At 42.1% G+C, this 21,977-nt stretch carries 21 protein-coding genes; 2 read left to right on the plus strand and 19 right to left on the minus strand.

The window, feature by feature from the left end:
• Positions 1 to 355: 355 nt before the first annotated feature.
• The 12 genes from lpxA to DC083_RS01335 form a co-directional block, all read right to left on the minus strand.
• Positions 356 to 1,144, minus strand: coding sequence for an acyl-ACP--UDP-N-acetylglucosamine O-acyltransferase (gene lpxA / locus DC083_RS01280; protein ID WP_109188469.1), 789 nt, complete (start codon positions 1,142 to 1,144; stop codon positions 356 to 358).
• Positions 1,144 to 1,608: a 3-hydroxyacyl-ACP dehydratase FabZ gene (fabZ, locus tag DC083_RS01285; RefSeq protein WP_373296733.1), complete on the minus strand. Its 465-nt coding sequence runs from the start codon at positions 1,606 to 1,608 to the stop codon at positions 1,144 to 1,146. The genes lpxA and fabZ overlap by 1 nt, the downstream gene beginning before the upstream one ends.
• A 193-nt stretch (positions 1,609 to 1,801) precedes the next feature.
• Positions 1,802 to 2,857, minus strand: a complete 1,056-nt coding sequence (gene lpxD / locus DC083_RS01290; RefSeq protein ID WP_229822069.1) for a UDP-3-O-(3-hydroxymyristoyl)glucosamine N-acyltransferase — start codon at positions 2,855 to 2,857, stop codon at positions 1,802 to 1,804.
• Positions 2,844 to 3,383 (minus strand): OmpH/Skp family outer membrane protein, encoded by a 540-nt coding sequence (locus DC083_RS01295; RefSeq protein ID WP_157954861.1) that lies wholly within the window; start codon positions 3,381 to 3,383, stop codon positions 2,844 to 2,846. The genes lpxD and DC083_RS01295 overlap by 14 nt, the downstream gene beginning before the upstream one ends.
• A gap of 20 nt (positions 3,384 to 3,403) precedes the next feature.
• Complete coding sequence (gene bamA, locus DC083_RS01300; RefSeq protein WP_157954862.1) at positions 3,404 to 5,938, minus strand: outer membrane protein assembly factor BamA; 2,535 nt, start codon at positions 5,936 to 5,938, stop codon at positions 3,404 to 3,406.
• 90 nt (positions 5,939 to 6,028) lie between these two features.
• Positions 6,029 to 7,402, minus strand: a complete 1,374-nt coding sequence (gene rseP, locus DC083_RS01305) for an RIP metalloprotease RseP (RefSeq protein ID WP_109188473.1) — start codon at positions 7,400 to 7,402, stop codon at positions 6,029 to 6,031.
• A 28-nt stretch (positions 7,403 to 7,430) separates the two neighbouring features.
• The gene (dxr, locus tag DC083_RS01310; RefSeq protein WP_189364513.1) at positions 7,431 to 8,618 is read right to left on the minus strand and encodes a 1-deoxy-D-xylulose-5-phosphate reductoisomerase; all 1,188 of its coding nucleotides are present in this window, start codon (positions 8,616 to 8,618) and stop codon (positions 7,431 to 7,433) included.
• A gap of 64 nt (positions 8,619 to 8,682) precedes the next feature.
• Positions 8,683 to 9,558 (minus strand): phosphatidate cytidylyltransferase, encoded by an 876-nt coding sequence (locus tag DC083_RS01315; protein WP_109188474.1) that lies wholly within the window; start codon positions 9,556 to 9,558, stop codon positions 8,683 to 8,685.
• 6 nt (positions 9,559 to 9,564) lie between these two features.
• A complete protein-coding gene (gene uppS / locus DC083_RS01320) occupies positions 9,565 to 10,275 on the minus strand; it encodes a polyprenyl diphosphate synthase (RefSeq protein ID WP_268248483.1) in 711 nt (236 codons plus the stop codon).
• A gap of 18 nt (positions 10,276 to 10,293) precedes the next feature.
• Positions 10,294 to 10,851: a ribosome recycling factor gene (frr, locus tag DC083_RS01325; RefSeq protein WP_109188475.1), complete on the minus strand. Its 558-nt coding sequence runs from the start codon at positions 10,849 to 10,851 to the stop codon at positions 10,294 to 10,296.
• A 500-nt stretch (positions 10,852 to 11,351) separates the two neighbouring features.
• On the minus strand, positions 11,352 to 12,080 hold the full coding sequence (gene pyrH, locus DC083_RS01330) for a UMP kinase (protein WP_109188476.1): 729 nt from the start codon (positions 12,078 to 12,080) through the stop codon (positions 11,352 to 11,354).
• Positions 12,081 to 12,406: 326 nt separating this feature from the next.
• A complete protein-coding gene (locus DC083_RS01335; protein WP_109188477.1) occupies positions 12,407 to 12,895 on the minus strand; it encodes an accessory factor UbiK family protein in 489 nt (162 codons plus the stop codon).
• Positions 12,896 to 13,158: 263 nt separating this feature from the next.
• On the opposite strand from DC083_RS01335, the gene DC083_RS01340 reads away from it, so the two are divergent.
• Both DC083_RS01340 and epsC read left to right on the plus strand, forming a co-directional pair.
• Entirely contained in the window at positions 13,159 to 13,968 is an 810-nt protein-coding gene (locus DC083_RS01340) for an RNA methyltransferase (RefSeq protein ID WP_229822074.1), read from the plus strand.
• A 181-nt stretch (positions 13,969 to 14,149) separates the two neighbouring features.
• Positions 14,150 to 14,935, plus strand: coding sequence for a serine O-acetyltransferase EpsC (gene epsC, locus DC083_RS01345; protein ID WP_109188478.1), 786 nt, complete (start codon positions 14,150 to 14,152; stop codon positions 14,933 to 14,935).
• A gap of 250 nt (positions 14,936 to 15,185) precedes the next feature.
• On the opposite strand, the gene DC083_RS01350 is transcribed toward epsC, so the two are convergent.
• The 7 genes from DC083_RS01350 to DC083_RS01380 all read right to left on the minus strand — a co-directional run bounded on the left by DC083_RS01350 (position 15,186) and on the right by DC083_RS01380 (position 21,975).
• The gene (locus tag DC083_RS01350) at positions 15,186 to 15,848 is read right to left on the minus strand and encodes a GntR family transcriptional regulator (RefSeq protein WP_109188479.1); all 663 of its coding nucleotides are present in this window, start codon (positions 15,846 to 15,848) and stop codon (positions 15,186 to 15,188) included.
• Between the two features lie 82 nt (positions 15,849 to 15,930).
• Positions 15,931 to 16,548 (minus strand): malonate decarboxylase holo-ACP synthase, encoded by a 618-nt coding sequence (locus tag DC083_RS01355; RefSeq protein ID WP_109188480.1) that lies wholly within the window; start codon positions 16,546 to 16,548, stop codon positions 15,931 to 15,933.
• On the minus strand, positions 16,539 to 18,218 hold the full coding sequence (gene mdcD, locus DC083_RS01360) for a biotin-independent malonate decarboxylase subunit beta (protein ID WP_109188481.1): 1,680 nt from the start codon (positions 18,216 to 18,218) through the stop codon (positions 16,539 to 16,541). The genes DC083_RS01355 and mdcD overlap by 10 nt, the downstream gene beginning before the upstream one ends.
• Positions 18,208 to 18,507: a malonate decarboxylase subunit delta gene (locus DC083_RS01365; RefSeq protein WP_109188482.1), complete on the minus strand. Its 300-nt coding sequence runs from the start codon at positions 18,505 to 18,507 to the stop codon at positions 18,208 to 18,210. The genes mdcD and DC083_RS01365 overlap by 11 nt, the downstream gene beginning before the upstream one ends.
• Entirely contained in the window at positions 18,488 to 19,423 is a 936-nt protein-coding gene (locus tag DC083_RS01370; protein ID WP_109188483.1) for a triphosphoribosyl-dephospho-CoA synthase, read from the minus strand. Before DC083_RS01370 ends, DC083_RS01365 begins: the two co-directional genes overlap by 20 nt.
• Complete coding sequence (gene mdcA, locus DC083_RS01375) at positions 19,424 to 21,064, minus strand: malonate decarboxylase subunit alpha (protein WP_109188484.1); 1,641 nt, start codon at positions 21,062 to 21,064, stop codon at positions 19,424 to 19,426. It lies immediately after the preceding gene.
• Positions 21,061 to 21,975: an ACP S-malonyltransferase gene (locus tag DC083_RS01380; protein ID WP_157954863.1), complete on the minus strand. Its 915-nt coding sequence runs from the start codon at positions 21,973 to 21,975 to the stop codon at positions 21,061 to 21,063. The genes mdcA and DC083_RS01380 overlap by 4 nt, the downstream gene beginning before the upstream one ends.
• Positions 21,976 to 21,977: the final 2 nt, after the last annotated feature.

Genomic DNA, 21,977 nt, shown 5'->3' on the forward strand with positions numbered 1-21,977 from the left:
AAGAAAAATGATTTTTAAGTAGCGAGTGAGATTTTAAAAGATCATCAATTTTGCTAAACAACACTTGCAAGATGCCTGATAGAAAGGCTTCCTTGCTTATTACAACCGATGCGCCATCATTTCAATAAGCTTATTTTGAACCATTCTTACTATATCAATCGCATCCTACTCTTCGATAACAAAAAAGAGAAAATAGTCCTTTGATAAAACGTCGGATTGTTGATCCAAAACGCTATCTATCCCCTATTTCCTCTTCCTATTTTCTTTTTACATCGCTTCATAGTGCGATCTTTTTGATTTTCTAATCTTTTTCAAGATCCCTGTTTTGTTAAAATCACCGCTTTACTGACACTCTCTAGCGAATAATCCCGCGATCTTCTGTCTCTTCTAAGAATTTCACCATTTTCGCTAAATGCGGTGCTTCTGCCACTAATCCCTTAATCTCAGTAATCGCGTCTTGCAGCGTAAGATCTTTACGATAGAGAAAACGATAGGCTTCTTTCGTGGCTTTGATCGCCTCTGCTGAGAAATTCCGGCGACGGAGACCTTCAGCATTAATCCCTGAAGGAACCGCGCGATAACCCGCAGCCGTAATAAACGGGGGAACATTACGATGAATGCCTGATGAGAACCCTGTAATCGCTCCTTCACCCACACGGCAACGTTGGTAGATCATAGAGTAACCACCTAAAATCACATCATCTTCGATCACTGCATGACCTGCAAGTGAAGCGCCATTAGCAAAAATCGTTCGATTACCGACAATACAATCATGGGCAATATGGCAAGTCGCCATAATCCAGTTGTCATCCCCAATTTTGGTAATACCATGATCTTGAATCGTACCGCGACTTACGCTGACATATTCGCGGATCGTATTTCGATCCCCAATCTCAAGGAAAACGCGATCGCCGTCTTTAAATTTTTTATCTTGCGGTACTTCACCAATAGAACAAAATTGGTAAAAAGTATTATCTTCACCAATAGTTGTCGGCCCTTGAATCACCACATGAGAAGTGAGTACCGTTCCACGCCCTATTTTAACTTCCGGCCCGATCACACAGAAAGGCCCAACTTTAACGCTAGGATCAAGCTCTGCTGTAGGATCAATAACCGCAGTAGGATGAATGAGAGAATTTGTCATTATTCAAACGCCTCACGACGGGTACACATTAATTCTGCTTGGCAAACGAGCTGTCCATCAACATAGGCTTTGCCTTCAAATGCCCAAATACCACGTTTAGCACGTAAGAACTGTACTTTAAGGTCAAGTGTATCGCCGGGTTCTACAGGGCGACGGAAACGCGCTTTATCAATTCCTACAAAGTAGTAAATTGATTGATCTGTTGAATCATAATCTTCTACTGATTTAAAACTCAAAATGCCTGTTGCTTGCGCAAGCGCTTCTAAAATCATCACGCCTGGCATAATGGGCTTAACGGGGAAATGGCCTTGGAAATAAGGTTCATTGAATGTGACATTTTTACGAGCATGTAAGGTCTCATTCGGTGTGTAATCAAGCACCCGATCAATCATTAAAAAAGGATACCTATGAGGTAGGTACTGCATAATTTCGTTGATATCAATGACTTTATTATCGCTCATAATTATTATTCTCTTTATTTCTTCTTTATTGTTTATTGAATAGCCTAATTAAAACTCTAGTGAAAAACTATAGTGAAATCTCACCTGTTTTTCTGATTCTCACAACTTACATTCCGTTTATAAATGAGTCGCGGCATTATTGGTAATCGGTATTATTGGTAATATTATTAGTGATATTACCCTTTTCTATCCTTAATTATTCGTCTTTTAGTGCCTTGATCTCTGTCTCAAGCGCTTTTACCCGATCAAAGAGATCGCCTAACCGTTTAATACGTGCGCTGTTATAACGCCATTCTTTGTTCTCTAAAACTGGTGGGATTGACGAATATACCTTACCCGCTTTCAGTGGTTGACTCACCTGTGTACCACCGGTAACCACTACATTATCTTCAATTTTCATATGACCATTCATGCCGACACCGCCACCAATGACCACATTATTGCCAATATCAGTAGAACCCGCAATACCGGTATAACCGGCTATCACAGTATTTTCACCGACAATACAGTTATGCCCTAATTGGACATGATTATCGATTTTAGTACCTCTCCCAACAATCGTATCTTCAATAGCCCCTCGGTCAATACAACTTCCAGCCCCGATATCAACATCATCTGCTAGAATCACACGACCTAATTGCGCTACCTTAATATAACCCGATTTACCCCGTGCAAAACCGAAACCTTCGGCACCAATCACTGCATTGGGATGAAGTACAACACGATTCCCTAACTGACAGGCATAACGTACCGTCACATTGGAAAAGAGATAACATTCTTCCCCCATTCTGACATTACGTTCAATGGTACAGTGTGCATCAATATAGCTTCCCTTACCAATGACCACATGTTCACCTATCACGCTATAAGCACCAATAGTTACATCAGATTCGATTACAGCACTATCAGCAATAATAGCCGTAGGGTGAATTCCAGAAAAACTCCGGTAATCCTCTTGAAATAATTGTGTCACATAAGCCCAAGCCACATGCGTATTCCCACAGATAATCGCTGCCTGTGTCACATGTTCAACATTACGAGCATCTACTAAAATGGCGGCTGCTTTTGTCGTTTCTAAATATTGTCGGTAGCGAGGGTTATGAAAAAATGAGAGCGTATGATCTCGCCCATGTTGAATCGTTGAGAGCCCTTCGATCAAAATATTACCATCGCCTTGCAATGTAACCTCTTCCCCTTTTCTCCGTAAATAATCAAAGATCTCTTGTAATCTCATCTGCTTACTCTGCTTCATGGGCGGACTCCTGTCGTTCTTTGACTAATGTTTGGAAAATAGGCTCGGTTAAGTAGAGACTCTCTTTGGCAAAGAGCAAACCTGATTCTAAAATCAGATCATAATCATTGTCTTTAGCATATTGTAGGATCGCTTGATTGATCTCTCTTTGCAATTTGTAGAGCTCTTCATTTTTACGAAGATTAAATTCTTGTCTGGTATCGTTACTAAGGCGAACAAATTCTCGCTCTAAGTTAACAATCGTTCGCTCTAGCTCCCGGGTATTTGTCTGCTCGGCACTACTATTCATGAGTTCACGGCGTAAGCTTTCGATCTGATCCCGCTTATTAAGAAGATATTGATCACGGGCGAAAAACTCCTCATTTAACAGAGAATAGATATCCTTCTCTTCAATATATTTCTCAAGTAGGACATTAATATCCACCACGCCGACCCGTAGCTCTTTTGCAAAAGTGAAGGGGGAGAAAATAAGGAGAGCAGCCATCATACAGACGGCTGCCCCTTTACGAAATAGTGTCTTTGCCATCAATTTCTTCATCAATTAAATTAGTAAGGAATACCAATCGAGAACTGGAATTTTTGCTCCCGATCATCATCTTTCACTCTAAATGGTTTTGCATAAGAGAATGCCAATGGTCCAAGTGGAGAGATCCATACAAAGCTAATACCGGCTGAATATTTCACATCACCCCAGTCAGGTTTACTGGGTTTCGAAGTCACGTTACCTGCATCGAAGAATACGCTCCAACGTAGATTATTACTGTCAACAAATCCCGGGACTTTCATAATCATTTCGGCACTTGCATTGTAACGGAAAGCGCCCCCTTTCGAATCATTAGTGCCTGGATATTTAGGACCAATTGAACTTCCACGGAAGCCACGAACAGTTCCTAAACCACCCGCGTAGAAGTTTTCATAGAAAGGAAGATTCTTCGTTGAGCCATAGCCCCAACCCGCCATCGCATCAGCACGTAGAGAGAAGACATAATCTTCTGTATCCGTTAATGGATAATAGCTCTGATGTTTTAGATGTAATTTATAGAATCGATCTGTTGAACCCGGAAGTGTTCCTGAAAGTGTTGCGCTATTGAGCGTCCCTTCTGAGGCAAATACCGTTCTATTACGGGTATCACGAACGATGCCGAGATTTGCACGATAGAGATTACGCTTACTCTTATAAAGCGGCGTACCATCTGGACAGAATGCGCCATTACCACAATAAGCACCACTAATCGCTTCTACAACTTCAGCAGGTGATGAGTGTGTAGTTTTGAGGTTTAAGCGTTCATAACCGATTCCGGCACGGATCGCAGTATATTCACTAATCGGGTAACCGAAGTTAAACATGAGCGAGAGACCATCGGCGATATAGTTCCCCGTATCATCGTAGTCATGTTTTTGTTTGTTATACGCTAATGAAACACCGGCACTTAATCCATCTTTAGTGAAGTATGGATTCATATAATCGATACCGTAGTAACTTCCGCTTCTATTCGTTTCAGCTTGAAGATTCAACTCATGACCGGTACCCATGAAGTTTGGCTGGTTAAATCCACCATTGATACCAAACTTACTATCCATACCATAGCTTAAGCCGAAAGTAATTGAACCCGCACTGCGCTCTTTAACTTTATAGGTTAAATCTACAACTCCATCCGCTACAGGCTCTGTTGCCACCTGCACATCTTCAACATGGCTTAAACGTTGAATTCTCACCCGAGAGCGCTCGATATCACTCGCAACGAAGCGTCCTCCTTCCATTTGACGCAATTCACGACGGAATACTTCATCCTGCGTACGATCATTGCCTTCAATATTGATACGATTGACGTAGACACGCTCACCTTGGTCTATTGCAAATGAGTAAGAGACCGTATCATTTTGTTCATCAATTTTAGGAATCGCATTAATACGCGCCTGCGCGTAACCTTCATCTCCTAAACGATCTTGTAGCGCTTTAATACTTGCCGTTACATTGCGAAGACGATAGAGACCCCCCTCTTTAATATCGATCAAGGACATCAACTCTTCTTTATCAACCGCTGGATAATTTCCGACAATATCAAATGTACCGAAGTGATATTTTTTGCCTTCATTCACATCAATATCGAGATAGACTGAATCTTTCTCAGGGCTAATCGTTGCGCTTGAGTAATTAACTTCCGCTTTCAAATAACCGTTGTTTCGATAATAATCTTGAACTTTATCCAACTCTTCCTGAATGGTATAAGGATCGTAGCGATCTGCCGATGAGAAGAGTGTTTTGAAGCTAGATTCTCGAACACGCATCTGTCTTAATAGTTTACTATCTGAGACATTATGGTTACCGGTAAAGTTGATTTTTTCGATCTGACCCGTTCTACCTTCTGAGATATTAAATTGCACTTCTGCTCTATTACGAGGTAACTCAATAATTTTAGGCTCAATATTGACCGCATATTTACCGCGGGTTTCATAGGCTTTAAGCAGATTATTTTTCGCATTTTCTAATGCAGCTTCACTGAGTGTGTCCCCAGCTCTTAAATTTGCTGCACTGACCACTTCCGATAATTGTTTGTCTTTAAGATCCCGATTACCATTGAAGCTGACACGAGAGAGCATAGGGAACTCTTGTAATTCAATAATAAGATTTGAACGAACTGTCTGCTCTCTTGGCTGACAACGGGGATCTTCAATCGTACAAGGAATCTCTTCATATACATATTCGATTTCAGGCTCACTTGCCTCGGTACGAATATTTCCAAAGACGCCACCCTGACGCACTGAACTCTGCTTCGGTCTTGCAACCTGTACTGTAATCGATTGTGGCATAACACGACCTAGGATTCTCCCGTTCTCTGTTTTTACCACAATATTCTTAAATAGCCCCGTCGCATAAAGTCTTTCAACAATATCCTTAACGTTTCCTCTTTGAACATCTGCATCAGGATTTAATCCTAAAGTCGTAAAGACTAAACCAGGATTAATCTGCTCAAGACCTTCTAATTGCACATCTCTCACTTCATACTTTTGTGCAAAAGCAGCGGAGCCTAAGAGTAAACTTGTTGCAAATAAAACTTTCTTTATATCGACAATTGCCATTTTAAAATTCTCTATCATTAGGGCATAGAAATGCATCTATAAACTGCGTTAATATACCGAATAACTACAAAAAAACCAATATTTATCCTCTTAAAACCATTTCGTAATATCGTATAAAACGATAAATGCCATAAATAGAAAGAGGCATAATGCACCGATTTGCATCACCCATAAGGAGAGCTTTTTAGGGATTCTATCGCGACCGACAACCGCTTCAATTCCAAATCCGACTAATCGTCCACCATCTAATACCGGCAGTGGTAATAAATTTAAAATTCCTAAATTAACGCTAAAAATTGCCATTAATTGAATGAAGTAGATCCATCCAGCACTTAAACGATCACCGGCAACTTCTGCAATAGTTACAGGACCCGCCATCGTATTGATATGCACCTCTCCCGTAAACATTCGTTTAATAAACTTAAAAATCAGAAGTGAATTGCGGTAAGTATCTTGTAATGCATAGCCGAGTGCATCTAGCGGAGAGTATTGCTGCAAGGTGCGAATCGTCTCAAATTCTGCCAATGTTTCAGGAGAGAGCTCCCCTGTGCCAACGCCTAAACGAAAACCCGCCTCATCTCGTGTCAATGGAATCGTAAGCGGTAAGATCTGCTGATCTCTTAATACTGCCACATTTAAGAGGATTTCATTATCAGACTGATTCTGCCCTAATTGATGCATATAACCTAGTAATTGCTGCCAGCTCTCGATCGGGGTTGCTTCGATTGCGACAATTTGATCTCCCTTTTGGATGCCTGCCTTACTCGCCGCGCCCCCTTCAACCACTAATCCGACCACTGAGGGAATAATAGGGAGATAAGGCTTCACGCCTAATTGTGTATCGACATATTCGCCGGCTCGTAGATAGAGTGGCTCTGCCATATCGATCTGCAATGACCTTAATTGTCCATCACGAATCACATCCACTGTCGCTTTACCATCGTTGAGATGCTCCACAAACCCCATCATCATCTCTTCAAAAGTCTTCACAGATTGCCCTTCAATTGCCACGATCTCATCACCCCGCTCAAATCCTGCTATCGCTAGAGTCGATTCAGGTGGAGGGGTATCGATCTTTGCTTTCAGAGCAGGTAGACCATAAAGATAGAGACCGAAAAGTAGAATAACGGCAAATAGCAGATTCACTCCAGGGCCTGCGGCTACCACTAAAGCGCGCTTCCAAAGCGGTTGAGCGTTAAAGGTTAATGATTGTTCTTCAGGCTTCACCTCGTGCGCACGCTCATCGAGCATTGCCACATAACCACCTAAAGGAATCAAGCCAATCCGATACTCAACGCCATCTTTCCCTGTCCGGCTCCAGAGTTTTTTACCAAAGCCAATACTAAAGGTGAGCACTTTAAAACCTAATTTCTTGGCGACATAGAAATGCCCAAACTCATGAAGCGTAACTAGTACGCCCATTAAAATTAGAAAACCAAAAATAGAGTTAAAAAATGTCATCATTACCTTATCTCGTCATTAATGCCTTAATCTAACACAGATTTTCCGCTTCCGCTCTAATCTTCCCATCAAAGGCAAGTAGAGCCTCTTCATCTTGTAAATCAGAATCAGAGATTGTGACACCCTCTAAAATACGTGCCACATTTTGGGCAATCTCTGTAAATCCGATCTCTTTCGCTAAAAATTTCGCCACAAAAATCTCATTCGCCGCATTGAGAGCCACTAAATGTGCCGTTCCTGCAACTAAGGCTTCTTGTGCTAGACGAAGTGCCGGGAAAAGTGTCAAATCAGGGGCTTCAAAAGTCAATGGGGGCATCTTCGTTAAATCTAAAAAACTCGCTCCGGAAGTAATTCGTTCAGGATAAGCCAATGCTTGCGCAATAGGAATCGCCATATCCGCACTACCCATCTGTGAAATCAGCGATCCATCTTCATATTCGACGAGTGAATGAATCATACTTTGAGGATGCACAACAACATCTATCTTTGTCGGCGGCATATTAAAGATAAAATGAGCCTCAATAAACTCCAATCCTTTATTCATCAGCGTTGCAGAATCAATGGTGACCTTCGCGCCCATCGACCAGTTGGGGTGTTTTAGTGCATCTTCTACTGTCACCTTCGCTAATTGCTCAGCACTATATCCTCGAAATGGTCCACCTGATGCGGTCAAAATCAACCGCCTTACACCCTCATAAGCTAATGCACCATCTGCTGATTTTGGCAACGATTGAAACAGCGCATTATGTTCGCTATCAATGGGTAAAATAGTGGCACCACAGCGATCTGCTTCCCTCATAAAGAGGGCTCCACCTACAACAAGCGTCTCTTTATTCGCAAGTAGAATCGTTTTACCCGCTCTTGCGGCCGCTAAACTAGAGAGAAAACCTTTAGCGCCGACTATCGCCGCAACCACAATATCCACTTCCGGCGCTTCTACCATCTCAATTACAGCATCATCACCCGCTAAAACTTCTGTTTTAATATTCTCTATTTGCAATTGCGCCGCTAATAGCTTTGCTGCTTGATGATCTGCTAATACTGCATATTGTGGTGTAAATTCTCGGCATAACGCGACCATTTTCGTGACATTTTGCTGTGCCACTAATGCAAAGAGCTGATAACGATCCCGATTATTACGCACTACTTTAAGCGTTGAATCGCCAATAGAACCTGTTGCACCGAGAAGCGTGATACGCTTTATCTTCTTATCTGTCATAATTTTACTGTACTTGAAATAGCGTTTTGAAAAAGCACTCTGAGGGAGAACCTTACAATGATCTTTAAATAAAGGTCAGACCTACAAAAAAGAGCGGAGCTGCAGCTGTCAACGCATCGATACGATCTAAAATCCCCCCATGTCCCGGGAGAATATTTCCACTATCTTTCATGCCCGCATGACGCTTAACAACGCTTTCAAAGAGATCCCCCGAGATTGAAACAATCACCACAAGTGCACTTAAGGAGACAAAATTAACGATTAATAAGGTCTTATTAGCTGTCATCAAAATGGGATTTTCACCACCTGAGAGCCATAAAACAGCTACAAATGCGTAGAGTATGCCTAATACAATCCCACCTACTGCACCTTCAACGCTCTTTCCTGGACTAATGGTCGGTGCAAGCTTATGCTTTCCGAGTTTACGCCCCACAAAATAGGCACCGCTATCGGCGATAATGACTAGCAGAATAAGATATAGAAGCAGAATTACACTCTGTTGTAGCGTCACCAGTGTGACCATCAACGCAGCAAGCGTTAAGATACTTGCGACAAATAAAAACTCTCTATTGACTAAAAATGCCACCGGTCTACGTGCATGAATCGAGAGAATAAAGGGCATAAAGAGCCAAAAAATAGCCATAAAAGCTAACAATCCATAAAAGAGCGGGTGCTTTTGAATATAGACCACTAAAAGACCATCGACACTCTCTTTTACCCCCATCAACATTGTGACGGTGACTAAAAGCAGTGTGATACCTCCCACAACTAGGTAGACCGCTTTTGCCGGCATTGCTAATTTAAGCAGACGACTCCATTCAAAGAGCCCGACGATTGCAATGGCAAAAACCACCCAAGCAAAGGCAAAGGTGGGTAAAAATAGGATCGCTAATAATGCGATAATGCCGGCGATTGTTCCCGTAATGATTCGTTGCTTCATAGTAAATTATCTCCCCCCAAAACGTCGTTCACGCTGATAAAATGCGGTTAATGCAGCTTCAAATTCAGCTTCATCAAAATCAGGCCAATGACATTCAGTGAAATAGAGCTCTGCATAGGCTAATTGCCACAACAAGAAGTTACTCAAACGTTGCTCTCCACTCGTGCGGATCAAAAGATCTACCGGCGGTAAATGACTCAGCGCTAAAGAGTGATCAAATAGATCTTCTGTAATCTCTTCTGCGTTAATCTCACCACATTTCACTTTTAGTGCTAATTTTTGGCAAGCCTGGACAATCTCTTGACGACCGCCATAATTAATGGCCACGACTAAATCTAACGCACTATTGTTGACAGTTAAGGCAACCGCTTCTGCGAGCTTTGTTTGTAATTTAGGATCTAAAATTGTCAAATCACCGATAAAAGAGAGTCTTACATTGGCTTTATGCAATGCTTTGAGCTGTTTCCCGAGTGTTTGATAAAAAAGATCCATTAAAAAAGAGACCTCCTCAGAGGATCTCTTCCAATTTTCGGTAGAAAAGGCATAGACGGTTAACGCCTCTATCTGATGCGCAATGGCAGCTTCTACACTTCGCTTAACGGCTTTAACCCCTGCTCTATGACCTAAAGCACGGGTTAACCGATTCTTCTCTGCCCAGCGACCATTACCATCCATAATAATGGCCACATGCCGGCATTTAGCGTTGCTTTCGCTCACTATTAATCCTTGACGTGGTTAAATTTCCATTAACTCTTCTTCTTTTTGTGCCAATACTTCTTCGATTTTTTTCGTTGTGGTATCGGTTAATTTTTGAATCTCTTCTTCAGCGCGACGTTGGATATCTTCAGAGATCTCTCCCGCTTTCTCCATCGCAGCAATTTGGTTATTGGCATCGCGACGAATATTACGAACAGCTACTTTAGCCTGCTCCGCTTCACCGCCCACTACTTTCACAAGCTCTTTACGACGCTCTTCTGTTAATGGCGGTAACGGCACACGAATTAAGGTTCCGGTTGTTGCAGGATTTAGACCCAAATCACTATTGATAATCGCTTTTTCGATAGGGCCTACCATTGTCTTTTCCCATGGTGAAATCCCTAAAGTACGAGAATCTTGCACTGTTAAGTTCGCAACCTGTGATAAAGGCACCATTGAGCCATAATATTCCACTTCAATATGATCTAAAATTGAAACATGCGCACGACCAGTACGGATTTTACCTAAGGCAACGCCAAGCGCTTCCACAGATTTTTCCATACGATTTTTCGCATCCTTAATAATATTTTGTGTCATTGATTACTCTCCAAGTTCTTTTTCTATATTAAATAATAAGGGTATATGCCATAAATGTTGTCATTCTAGCATAATTAAATAGGGGTATACCGTCACATATCCTGATTCAAGTCTATTTTAGCGATTAATCAAGAGATAATGAATAGATCATTATAGCCTTTATTGATACTGATGAGTGATAACTATTAATGATTGTCATTCACGATTATCCTGTATCAGTACAAACATTTTATAGTAAGATCGCTTCAAAATAAGCGCATTTAAATGCCGGCGCATCAGCTGCTCGAGGTAAGGAAGCTATTCTATCCGGCATCTTGCAAATGCTATTTAATGTGGTTTGATGTTCTTTTAAAGATCCATCCTCGCTACATAAAAACACTTTTCTGAAACCAAGTTTACTATAGAAATAATAAAGACAAATAACCTCTCAAATGAGAGGCTACAATCTTTCGTCGATCATCAATAATCGATCAATAATAAATCCATTATTATCTCTATACTTATGGTGTCTCTTCAGATACTAATGTTCCAACATTATCGCCTAAAACCACTTTTAATAGATCGCCTTCATTGAAAATATTGAAAACTTTAATCGGTAGATTATTTTCCCGGCACATTACGAGTGCTGTCGCATCCATCACGCCGAGATTCTGTGTTAAAGCATCCGTAAATGAGATATGTTCATAACGGGTTGCGGAGGGATCTTTCATCGGATCCGCCGTATAAACGCCATCGACTTTCGTTGCTTTGAGCATAATTTCTGCATTAATCTCAATCGCCCGAAGTGCTGCGGCTGAATCCGTCGTGAAGAATGGATTGCCGGTACCCGCCGCAAAAATAGTGACGCGTTTTTTCTCTAGGTGACGCACTGCACGGCGACGAAGATAATCTTCACACACTTCATTAATTCGAATCGCACTCATCACACGAACATACACATCACGTGCTTCTAATGCATCTTGGAGTGCTAAAGAATTCATAACCGTTGCGAGCATTCCCATATGGTCAGCCGCAACACGATCCATCCCCGCTTCTGCTAAACCGGCCCCACGGAAAATATTACCGCCACCAATCACAACACCGACTTCGACGCCGATACGATTTAAGCCTTTAATCTCATCTGCAATGCGGCCAATTGTTACAGGATCGATCCCGTAATCCCCATCTCCCATTAATGCTTCACCACTTAATTTTAATAAAATACGTTTATATTTAGGAGCTTGACTCATAATTGCACATCCTTTTCCATGAAAATTTTGAGATTAGTTAAATAGTCACTATCTTACTCTATTTATAAAATATTGGGTAGGCTCAAACGGGGGCTCTTTACTACTTAGAATAATTCACACTCGAAGATAACGTAGATTAAGAGATGATATTGATCGATAATTATTTGATTTATCACTTAACAATAGGTATTTCAAATTCCCTAAAAATTACACAATAAAGATGAGATATCAATCTAAAGCTTCGGCAATAGTGAATATTAAAATGCTTCATCTCTACTATTTGCTGCTGATCATTCTAATTATGGATCGTTCTAATACAGACCCTTTCAATCTTGACGTGAATGTTTCTCGCTAAGATTTTCATTAGGCTTCTCATTAGGCTCTTCACTAGACTTCTCACTAGAGTTACCCTCTAATTTTTCACCCGCTTTTTCATTCTTCTCTAACGACGCATCTTCAGTAGTGACAATACTTACTTCAACTGTTTCTGTAACTGCTATAGACTCATCTTTCGCTTCTGAGACCTTAATTGACTCATCAATCATAACAATATCGCTATTTTGAACAGCCGTCGCCGCTAATAACGCTTCAAGCGCTTCCACTCGCTTAGTTAAAGCCTCTAGTTTTTCTCGAGTTTTGAGCAATACTTTCTGCTGAATCTCAAACTCATCATAACGGACTAATTTAAAGTTTGAGAGTGCAGAATCAACACCTTCTTTCACTAATCGTTCGGCTTCTCCCTGGGCATTTTTAACACCATCAGGTAAAGATGCTTGAAGTTTATCGGCAAGATCTTGAAAAAAGTTTTTCGGCATAGAAGCCTCCCCTGTCTTTAGAAAATTGTTATAATCTTTAACGCTTACAATCCTTGATATAGTAAAATAGCGCTTTCGGCTTCAATACGGCTACCTTAGATTGATCTACGGATGACGTTATGGATTCCGGTTCGATATTAGCCAACATTCTATCATAGAAGCCTGTAATTCCTGATCATAGATCATTAACCCTAATCATCTGGCCATATTCATCTATCCATCATCCTTTCAACAATAGATCTGAAACAATACCTTACTTATTTATGCCGACATCCACTCAATCTACAGAAACCACAACCTCAAAAATGAATCGTACACCTTCAGCTTTAGATGCCATTAAGGTAGTTATGGTCAATACCTCTCATCCCGGCAATATTGGCTCAGCAGCAAGAGCTATGCGTGTCATGGGACTTTATAATCTCACGTTAGTCTCCCCCAAAAAATTCCCAAGTAAAGAGGCTACCGCACTAGCAAGCGGGGCTTTAGATGTGCTAGAGAATGCTCAAGTGACCGAAACGTTAAGTGAAGCGATTCAAGATTGCCACTATGTATTTGGTACTAGCGCAAGAAGTCGCCACATCAATAAAGAAGAGAAATCCATTGAAGCCGGTGCACTGCAAATTCACGAGATATTACGGGAAAAACCAGAGGCTAAAATTGCGATTCTCTTCGGCACCGAACGTACCGGCCTCACCAATGAAGAGGTTGATCTTTGCCAGGCACTCTTCTATATTCCTACAGAAAATAATTATAATTCGCTTAACATTGCAGCTGCCATTCAAATTATTGCTTATGAATTACGTCGGCAAAATGTGATTGATGACCGACTCGAAAAAGTTAAAAAACCCCATTATGTAGGGGAACTCCCGGCAACTGATGAGGCATTTGAGAGCTTTATTCAACATTTTGAGCAATCTCTCATTGAGACACAATTCTTAGATCCGGCTAATCCTAAACACCTCATGCGTAAAATTCGCCATCTCTATAAAAAGGCCGAATTAACCCAAGAAGAGATCAATATTTTACGGGGCGCTCTCACTGCTTCGCAAAAAGCGATTGCTAAAGATCAGTAGTATTAGCAGTAATATTAGAATAGATAATAGTGCTAACAAATATTAGAATCGATAGATACTCGAATAAGTTGTCTACCGATAGGATAACAATCTACAGACTGAGCAAACGATTCGCAATTCACAATATACTAAATAAAAATCGATAATCGATAACAGACAATCATCAAAAGACCCTTTTACTATGTTTAAAACCATTCGAGAAGATATTCAAAATATTAAAAAGATCGACCCCGCAGCGCGATCCTCTTTTGAAGTATTATTAGCTTATCCTGGGCTCTGGGCGATTTGGCTTCATCGCGTTGCTCACTGTTTGTGGCATAAGAAACTCAAAACACTCGCCCGTTGGCTCTCTACTTGGAACCGGTTCTTAACCGGTATTGAGATCCACCCCGGCGCACAGATTGGCCGACGCTTCTTTATTGATCATGGAATGGGGGTTGTCATTGGGGAAACGGCGATTATTGGCGATGATTGCACGCTTTATCACGGCGTTACACTTGGGGGTACCAGCCTGAATAAAGGTAAACGCCATCCTACGCTTGGTCATCATGTGGTTGTCGGTGCTGGAGCTAAAGTGTTAGGGCCTATTACTATCGGTAATGGTGCAAGTATTGGGGCAAATTCCGTTGTTGTAAAATCGGTACCTGATAATACAACAGCAGTTGGAATTCCGGCCCGTATTTCAAAACCCGATACGCCCAATCTTAAAAAAGCAATCGCGAATCGTCTCTTTAATGCCTATGGAATGAGTCATGCGGTAGAAGATCCAGAAGCGAATGCGATTAATCTACTTCTCAACCATATTGAGAAGCTTGATCAAGCGCTTGCTCAAATGGATAGCGCACTTAAAGCACGAGACATTGATCTTGGAATTGATTGGCCTACCATCCAAAATTGCTCATTTGATGAAGAGGGATTACATATTCATCCTGAATCAAATTCTGAAAAAGCGGGATCACAAAAATAGAAACGAATAAAAACAGATAAAAATACCGATAGTCAATTTGGTTTAAGAAAAATGGCTTTTAAATAGCTATTGTGGGGTAACATAAAACCGTACTAAACAACACTTGCATGATGCCGGATAGAACGGTTTCCTTGCCTCGATCAGCCGATGCGCCGGCATTTTAATAAGCTGATTTTGAACCGATTTCACTATACTTCAACAAATCTCAAACAAGAGAGCTTGAAGCATAATGATCAGATCAATGATTCATTTATGCCCCTAACCTCTGCATCACTGTCCGCTGTAGTAGCGCTAAGACATCTTTCTGATGCGTCAATAAAACCTTGGTTAACTTATCAAAATCTCGGACTTTTAATGCTTCAATCAATTCATCATGTTCATTCACAGGTTTTTCGATCTCTGAACGGTGATGATGATATAGCTCATTTTGAATAAAGGCTAAACTCACATAAAAAGAGGGATAGCGCTCAATTAATACTCGACTCCCTGAATGCTCTACTAGGGCATAATGAAATTGATAATTATAGAGGCTTAATTCAGCAACATTACGCATCGCATCTTTCATCTTCGCAGAAAGTAATGTTAATTCAGCGATCAGCTCTGAAAAATCTTTGATTCTTGGATATTTCTGAATCGCTTGTTGCTCTAAGAAAAAGCGTAGATGATAAAGGTCAATATGCTCCTCATAAGTAAAACTATTGAGAAAAGTTCCTTTATTCTCAATCTTTGTCGCGATCCCTTCGCTGACTAACATAAAAATTGCCTCACGCACTGAGGCGCGGCTTGCACCCATTTTCTTTGCATACTTCTCCTCTAAGATCTTATCCCTTGGCTGAATTTCACCAGTCATAATATCTTCGATGATTGTTGCCTTAATCGAATTGGGTAGCGTTTTTGCCCGTTTTTCTGTCATAACAATCCATAGCTATTGAAAATTGAAAGAATTGTAACAAATATCGCACACTTCTTTCTACTATTGCAATATTCACCGCGAGTCACCGCCAAACATCTTCAGCAAGAGAGTAACCATCTATTTTCTTTAATAAAATTTCTTTATTTCCCCGCGCATATTCCACCAAATGAAAAGCTCCTTTCGCTGTTTCTACCTGAAAGTCCACTTTTTTTGCGCAATGATTACTGAGACTTAACCATTGATTAGCCCATTCCCGAGAAAACTTTTGTGAGGGATAGAGAATAATATCAAGATCACTATTGTCGGTAATCGTCGCCTGCCCCGTCGTTAACTCATAACCTAGACTTCCGCCAATGCCCCACTCAATATCTGTCAAAATATCGGCCATCGTTTCAATTGTCGTGAACATCTCAGGGAACTGATCAGCTCTTGCCCAATGATGCCAGGCCTGATTAACGATCAAATCTTGAGGCCGGATAATCTCTTCAATCCAATCAATAGGAATATAGCAGCCAAATCGCTCTCCTCGAGAAGTGCCACGAATGCCTATCGGTATCTCGTTATCACGGACTATAGCTCGACGAATGACGTGATAAGGCGATTGCTGCCAACGCTCTAAAGCCCATTGTGGCAAGAAAAGCGTATCCAATGATACGCCTTCCTTTACCTTCACAATATCGTGCGGATAGACTATTGCCATACTTCATCCAAACGACTACGCACTTTATTGGTTTCTACCCGACCAAAGCTTACAGCTTGTGGATTGGTATAGCGGAATGTTAAATCTGTTGCATCATCCCCTAGACTATCAATAGCTTCTTGGGATTTTGCTAACAATTTCGCGACATCTGCCTCTGTGGGATCATCGGCATTATCCACCGTTAATAGATCGTAGAGCGCACCGAGTTTTTGGAAACTACGAATATCGTAAGCAATAGCCGGGACTTTTGCTGAAGCCGCATCAATCTCTTCCACTGTTCTCAAAGTAACGCGCGCGGCAGATTCTTTCGACATCGCTTGAACGTTAATCGCTTTATCATCTAAAGCAATCAAACGATTTGACTGTAAACCGTGAGCTAAGAACGCCCCTGAAATCGCATTCCCAACGATAAGACCAATCACAGGATGTCCCATCTGACGAGCTGTTGCATACGCATCAGCACTGGCCGCTAAAGCGAGATGAATACCGATCAACTCCTCTTTATAACCATACGCTTGGCTTGGAACATCGATGACGAGCATAATAGGCCGTTTTTCTGCTGTATCCTTATCTTCCTCAATCGCTTGCCAAATATATTTTGCAAGTACAAAGCCCTCTTGTAATCCTACCTCACCATTGCGCACACGATGAAAACGATTCGTTTGATTAGGCACGACTGCAAGATAGCGACGCTGTTGCCCATTTTGCACCACGTCCGCTGCTAATACTGAGGGTACAGGACTTGTGGGATGCGGAATGCCGGTTAAACGAGAAAACCAAGTATAACCCCGTCCGGCGCTTTGATCTTTTGCTCCTGCTGTGGCAAGTGGATAATCAAATACTTTATCAGCCGTTGTCTTTGCAAAGAGATCTGCATATTGATCTGGCGTTAAAGGCGCTTCAAAATCAATCACCTCTAATAAACCTAAGAAACGATCTAACTGCCGAGAACGGAAGTTTTTAGGAGGATTAGTGATTACTTTTTCAATAGTTTGACGAATAGTGGCAATATCATCTTCCACCACTTCATCCACTAAACCGGTCTTCGCTTTCTGATTAACGCCGATCGTATCCCAGATTAAGGCTTGATCGCTTGAATCAAACTCTCGCACACCCGCTTCTTGTTCAATAACCTGCGGGCCATTTAATCCCACACGCGCTCTATTCGTAGCGATTAAATAGGAGGTTACTGCAGAAGTAATCGACATTCCACCAAATGACCCCACCAATCCAGGCACAAGACCAATCACCGGAACGTGCCCTCGTAGCGCTATAATCATATTCTGAATTTCAGAGATTGAAAGCAACCCATAATTCGCTTCTTGTAAGCGCACTCCCCCTGTATCAAAGATAATAATAGGATAGACTCGATTCCCTGCTTCATTCTCTTCTAAGGCTTTCCCCAACGCCGCGACAATTTTGGCACCACTGACTTCGCCAATTCCGCCACCTTGGAAATCCCCCTCAATCGAGATCACAATGGCTTCTTGACCAGCAAGCTGGCCACGCATCAAAATAACCCCATCGTCACTCTGTGGCACAATCCCTTGCGGCATCAAGTAAGGACTCATCAACTCTTCAAAAGGCCCTAAAAACTCCTGTGAACTCCCTTGATCGAGTAACGCAATCGCCCGTTCACGTCCATTTAATTCCACAAAACTATTTCTCATTTTTCAATTCCTCCAAGGCTTGTGCTAAACGAAGTGAAACAACGCCCGGCGTTGCACCGAAATCATGAATCGTCACTTTCACTAACAGCGGATAACGGGTAAAAAAGCGATTAAGTACCTTCTCCCAGACAGCTTCAAAACCATCACTGCCGGTAATCACCGAAATCTCGGCATGATCACCTTCAATAGGTTCAAATAATACTTCTAAATCACCAGAACCTACGACCCCTACATGCGCGCGATTGTTGATCGCCTCATGTCCTTGATATTTAAAACGTAACTGTTCCATTGATAACTCCTACTTTTTCTAAAAATATAATGGCTGCTAATAGATCTGCGCTGCCCCCTGGTGAGAGATAAGCCTCAGTGCAATATTGGCATAACTGTTGATAAGCCTGCTGTCCTACTTCTGTGGTAATACCTAAGATCAAAATATCAGAGGCAGTCTGTTGGACTCGATGTAAAGTTGAGAGATCGCTTCGAGAAATAATACAGGTATCTTCAACTACGCTCATCAGCTGCAATAGTCGCTCGATCCAGTAAAGATCCCCCTCTTTTGCCGTAGTAGGCAGTGCAATCACCTTTCTAAGCGTTGGAAATCCTTCCTGTGCTTCCTCTAAAGCCCCACGAATACCATATTTCCGTCGGCTCTCTTGCCCTTTTGTCAAAGTACGCGCTTGATAATGACGATCAGTAAATGAGGCTAATTGACCACAATTTCGTAATAGCGTCGTCAAAGAGATCAAAACAGACTCTCCTCTTACCATCGCCTTACTCATTTGATGAGCCAATACAGCAATTATCAAGCCCAAAACCCAGATCGCCCCCTTATGAGTATTTACCCCGCCGGTCGCTTGTAGCATCTTCATCTCCCCCCCTCGACCAATCTTTGCAATCTTTTCTCGCAGAGATTGATCAAGGGATGCGCTATAACCTGATAATGCTATTTGATAAAAAGTGTCGTGCAGAGCCCTCGCAGAAGCGACTAACAGTGCCCAATCCATATCCTTATGCGCATTACTGCGCTTAAAATCGACAAGACCGGGCTTCGGCGTTAAGCTCACTTCCTCAATCAGTGCAGACACCGCTTGATCAGCAAGCACTGTTGCAATCTCCTTTTGAGATGCATAAATAAGGCTGCCCACAAAAGGAATACCGAGTTCCCGAAGCTCACCACTGCCACCACGCTCAATATCTCGATTCATTTAAGACCAACTTCTAAATTTAGCAGGGGGAACATAAAGACCATCAGACCATTGCACAAGATCTTCGATAGAGTGCGCAGCTAATAGAGAGCGCTTCGCTTCTGTACGAGCCACTTGTAGATCTTCCGGCAATGCGACAATCCCTTTATCTCGAAGATCCCGAACTTTAGCCTCATCCACATTGTCCCCAATCGGCGTTACCCCGGCGACTGCTGCAATCGCCGCTCGGCGCTCCTCTAAACCTTCTGTTTTATAGAGATAGGCAATACCCTCTTCCGTCACCAAATGCGTTGTATCATCGCCGTAGATCATAATCGGTACAATATCGAGCCCTGCTTGTTTTTTCACTTCGATCGCATCTAAACGATCCACAATTACCGGTTTCTTATTCGCACCATAAGTTTCCACCATCTGAACGACAATTTTACGACCTTTCGCTAACTCATCTTTCCCAGCTAGATCAAGCCAAGCAGGTGTTGAGTGTCGGCGACCACCGGGATCGTGTCCCATATTGGGCGCGCCCCCAAACCCCGAGAGACGACCTAAAGTGACAGTGGAAGAGTTTCCTTCCTTATCAATCTGTAAGGATGAACCGATAAACATATCCACCGCATATTGTCCTGCCACTTGACACATCGCCCGATTTGAACGCATTGAACCATCGCTGCCGGTAAAGAAGATATCAGGACGAGCTCGAATATAGTTCTCCATCCCTACTTCGCCACCAAAACTATGAATACTCTCAACCCAACCCGATTCAATGGCTGGAATCATCGTAGGATGCGGATTAAGTGCCCAATGTTTCGCAATCTTACCTTTTAGACCTAATTGTTCGCCATAGGTTGGTAACAGCAATTCAATCGCCGCTGTATTAAAACCGATTCCGTGATTGAGTGATTGCACTTGATGACGTTCATAAATCCCGCGAATGGCCATCATTGCCATTAAAATCTGAATCTCGGTAATCGCTTTAGGATCTCTCGTGAAGAGTGCTTCAAGCGCATAAGGTTCATCTGCAACGACAATCGCATCCACCCAAGATGCCGGGATATCGATACGAGGCAATTGATCGACCATCTCATTGACCTGCACAATGACAATACCATCTTTAAAGGCGGCAGATTCAATAATAGTCGGTGTTTCTTCGGTATTAAAACCGGTGTAAAGGTTTCCCTCTCTATCTGCTTTATCGGCAGCGACTAACACTACATTCGGAATTAAGTCGATAAAGAGACGACCATACAGTTCCAAATAGGTATGAATATCGCCTAATTGCACCACCTGATCTTCAATCATTTGCGAGATTCTTAGGCTCTGCGCACCGGCATAAGAGAAATCGAGCTTCTTCGCAATCCCTTTCTCAAAAATTGTGAGATGTTCGGGGCGCGATACACTTGGCATAATCATATGCAGATTATTGACCTTAGCGGTATCTACCTCTAAAAGTTTTTGAGATAAAAAAGAGGCTTGTTTCTGATTATCGCCCTCTAAAACCACTCGATCGCCGGGATTGATCAGCGCTTCTAAGGCTGAAACGATATTATCGCTACTGATATATTTCCCATTTAGCATCGGCGCAATTTTAGCCATTTTCGCTATTTTTGCCTGCCGTTTTAAATCCCACTGTTTAGCTGTTTTCATACTTCCTTACTCCGTTTATTAAATAAAAAAATCGTATCTTCAATTCCATATTGATCGACGCAGTAGGTCAAAGCGCTTGGATAACTCCGTTTGACAAGATTGGTAAGTGTTGAGCCCGGCGGTAATTCGATAAAATGCTTCATTCGATTTTCAATCGCCACCTGCATCATATCGAGCCACTGTACGGGATGAACCACATTTTGAATAAGATCTGTCACAATCTCTGCTTTCTCAGTTAAAAGCCGCCCGGTACAATTGCTCAAATAAGGATATTTAGGGGTATTAAAGTGCATCTCTTTAGCCAATAAGGTCAGTTCATCTGCCACCGGTTGCATTAAAATAGAGTGGGACGGTGTTGGCACAGAGAGTCTTTTGGCCATACTTGCGCCATTCTCTTTCGCCTCTTGAATTACCCGATCAATTCCAATCCACGCGCCTGAAATGGTGAGCTGCAACTCCTCATTTTGATTTGAGACATAGATCGGCGCATCAGCTGTGAAACAGCCCTCTACTAACCGTTCGACTTCACGACGAGTCAACCCAACAATAACGCCCATCCCATAACCTGTCGGATAGAGTGATTCCATCAGCGAACTACGTTTATACACCAATGCAATCGCATCTTCCTCAGAGAGCACGCCGGTACACGCGGCTGCACTAAACGCCCCCAAAGAATGACCGGCGACAAAATCAGGTTGAAGTCCCGCCGTTTTTAAAGCTTTAGTCCCACTCATTTGAGTAATCAAAAGTGCTAACTGAATATCAATGGTGTGATTATAATCGGGCAAAGTCACACGATAATCTCGACCTGTAATCTCGGCAACCATCTCAAAATAGCACTCTTCAACAGGCTCTAACATCGCTAAATTTTGCGCCCCTTGCCCGGGATATAACCAAATACTGCTACTCACAT

Origin of the sequence: Ignatzschineria ureiclastica (genome assembly GCF_003121845.1) — a bacterium.
GTDB classification, from domain to species: domain Bacteria; phylum Pseudomonadota; class Gammaproteobacteria; order Cardiobacteriales; family Wohlfahrtiimonadaceae; genus Ignatzschineria; species Ignatzschineria ureiclastica.

Coding starts and splice junctions, on each gene's coding strand:
- bamA (WP_157954862.1), bottom strand. CDS start 5,938: ATGGCAATTGTCGATATAAAGAAAGTTTTATTTGCAACAAGTTTACTC.
- epsC (WP_109188478.1), top strand. CDS start 14,150: ATGTTTAAAACCATTCGAGAAGATATTCAAAATATTAAAAAGATCGAC.
- frr (WP_109188475.1), bottom strand. CDS start 10,851: ATGACACAAAATATTATTAAGGATGCGAAAAATCGTATGGAAAAATCT.
- rseP (WP_109188473.1), bottom strand. CDS start 7,402: ATGATGACATTTTTTAACTCTATTTTTGGTTTTCTAATTTTAATGGGC.
- lpxA (WP_109188469.1), bottom strand. CDS start 1,144: ATGACAAATTCTCTCATTCATCCTACTGCGGTTATTGATCCTACAGCA.
- mdcD (WP_109188481.1), bottom strand. CDS start 18,218: ATGAGAAATAGTTTTGTGGAATTAAATGGACGTGAACGGGCGATTGCG.
- DC083_RS01315 (WP_109188474.1), bottom strand. CDS start 9,558: ATGAAGCAACGAATCATTACGGGAACAATCGCCGGCATTATCGCATTA.
- pyrH (WP_109188476.1), bottom strand. CDS start 12,080: ATGAGTCAAGCTCCTAAATATAAACGTATTTTATTAAAATTAAGTGGT.
- lpxD (WP_229822069.1), bottom strand. CDS start 2,857: ATGAAGCAGAGTAAGCAGATGAGATTACAAGAGATCTTTGATTATTTA.
- DC083_RS01370 (WP_109188483.1), bottom strand. CDS start 19,423: ATGAATCGAGATATTGAGCGTGGTGGCAGTGGTGAGCTTCGGGAACTC.
- DC083_RS01335 (WP_109188477.1), bottom strand. CDS start 12,895: ATGCCGAAAAACTTTTTTCAAGATCTTGCCGATAAACTTCAAGCATCT.
- DC083_RS01365 (WP_109188482.1), bottom strand. CDS start 18,507: ATGGAACAGTTACGTTTTAAATATCAAGGACATGAGGCGATCAACAAT.
- mdcA (WP_109188484.1), bottom strand. CDS start 21,064: ATGAAAACAGCTAAACAGTGGGATTTAAAACGGCAGGCAAAAATAGCG.
- DC083_RS01355 (WP_109188480.1), bottom strand. CDS start 16,548: ATGGCAATAGTCTATCCGCACGATATTGTGAAGGTAAAGGAAGGCGTA.
- DC083_RS01350 (WP_109188479.1), bottom strand. CDS start 15,848: ATGACAGAAAAACGGGCAAAAACGCTACCCAATTCGATTAAGGCAACA.
- DC083_RS01295 (WP_157954861.1), bottom strand. CDS start 3,383: ATGGCAAAGACACTATTTCGTAAAGGGGCAGCCGTCTGTATGATGGCT.
- DC083_RS01340 (WP_229822074.1), top strand. CDS start 13,159: ATGCCGACATCCACTCAATCTACAGAAACCACAACCTCAAAAATGAAT.
- dxr (WP_189364513.1), bottom strand. CDS start 8,618: ATGACAGATAAGAAGATAAAGCGTATCACGCTTCTCGGTGCAACAGGT.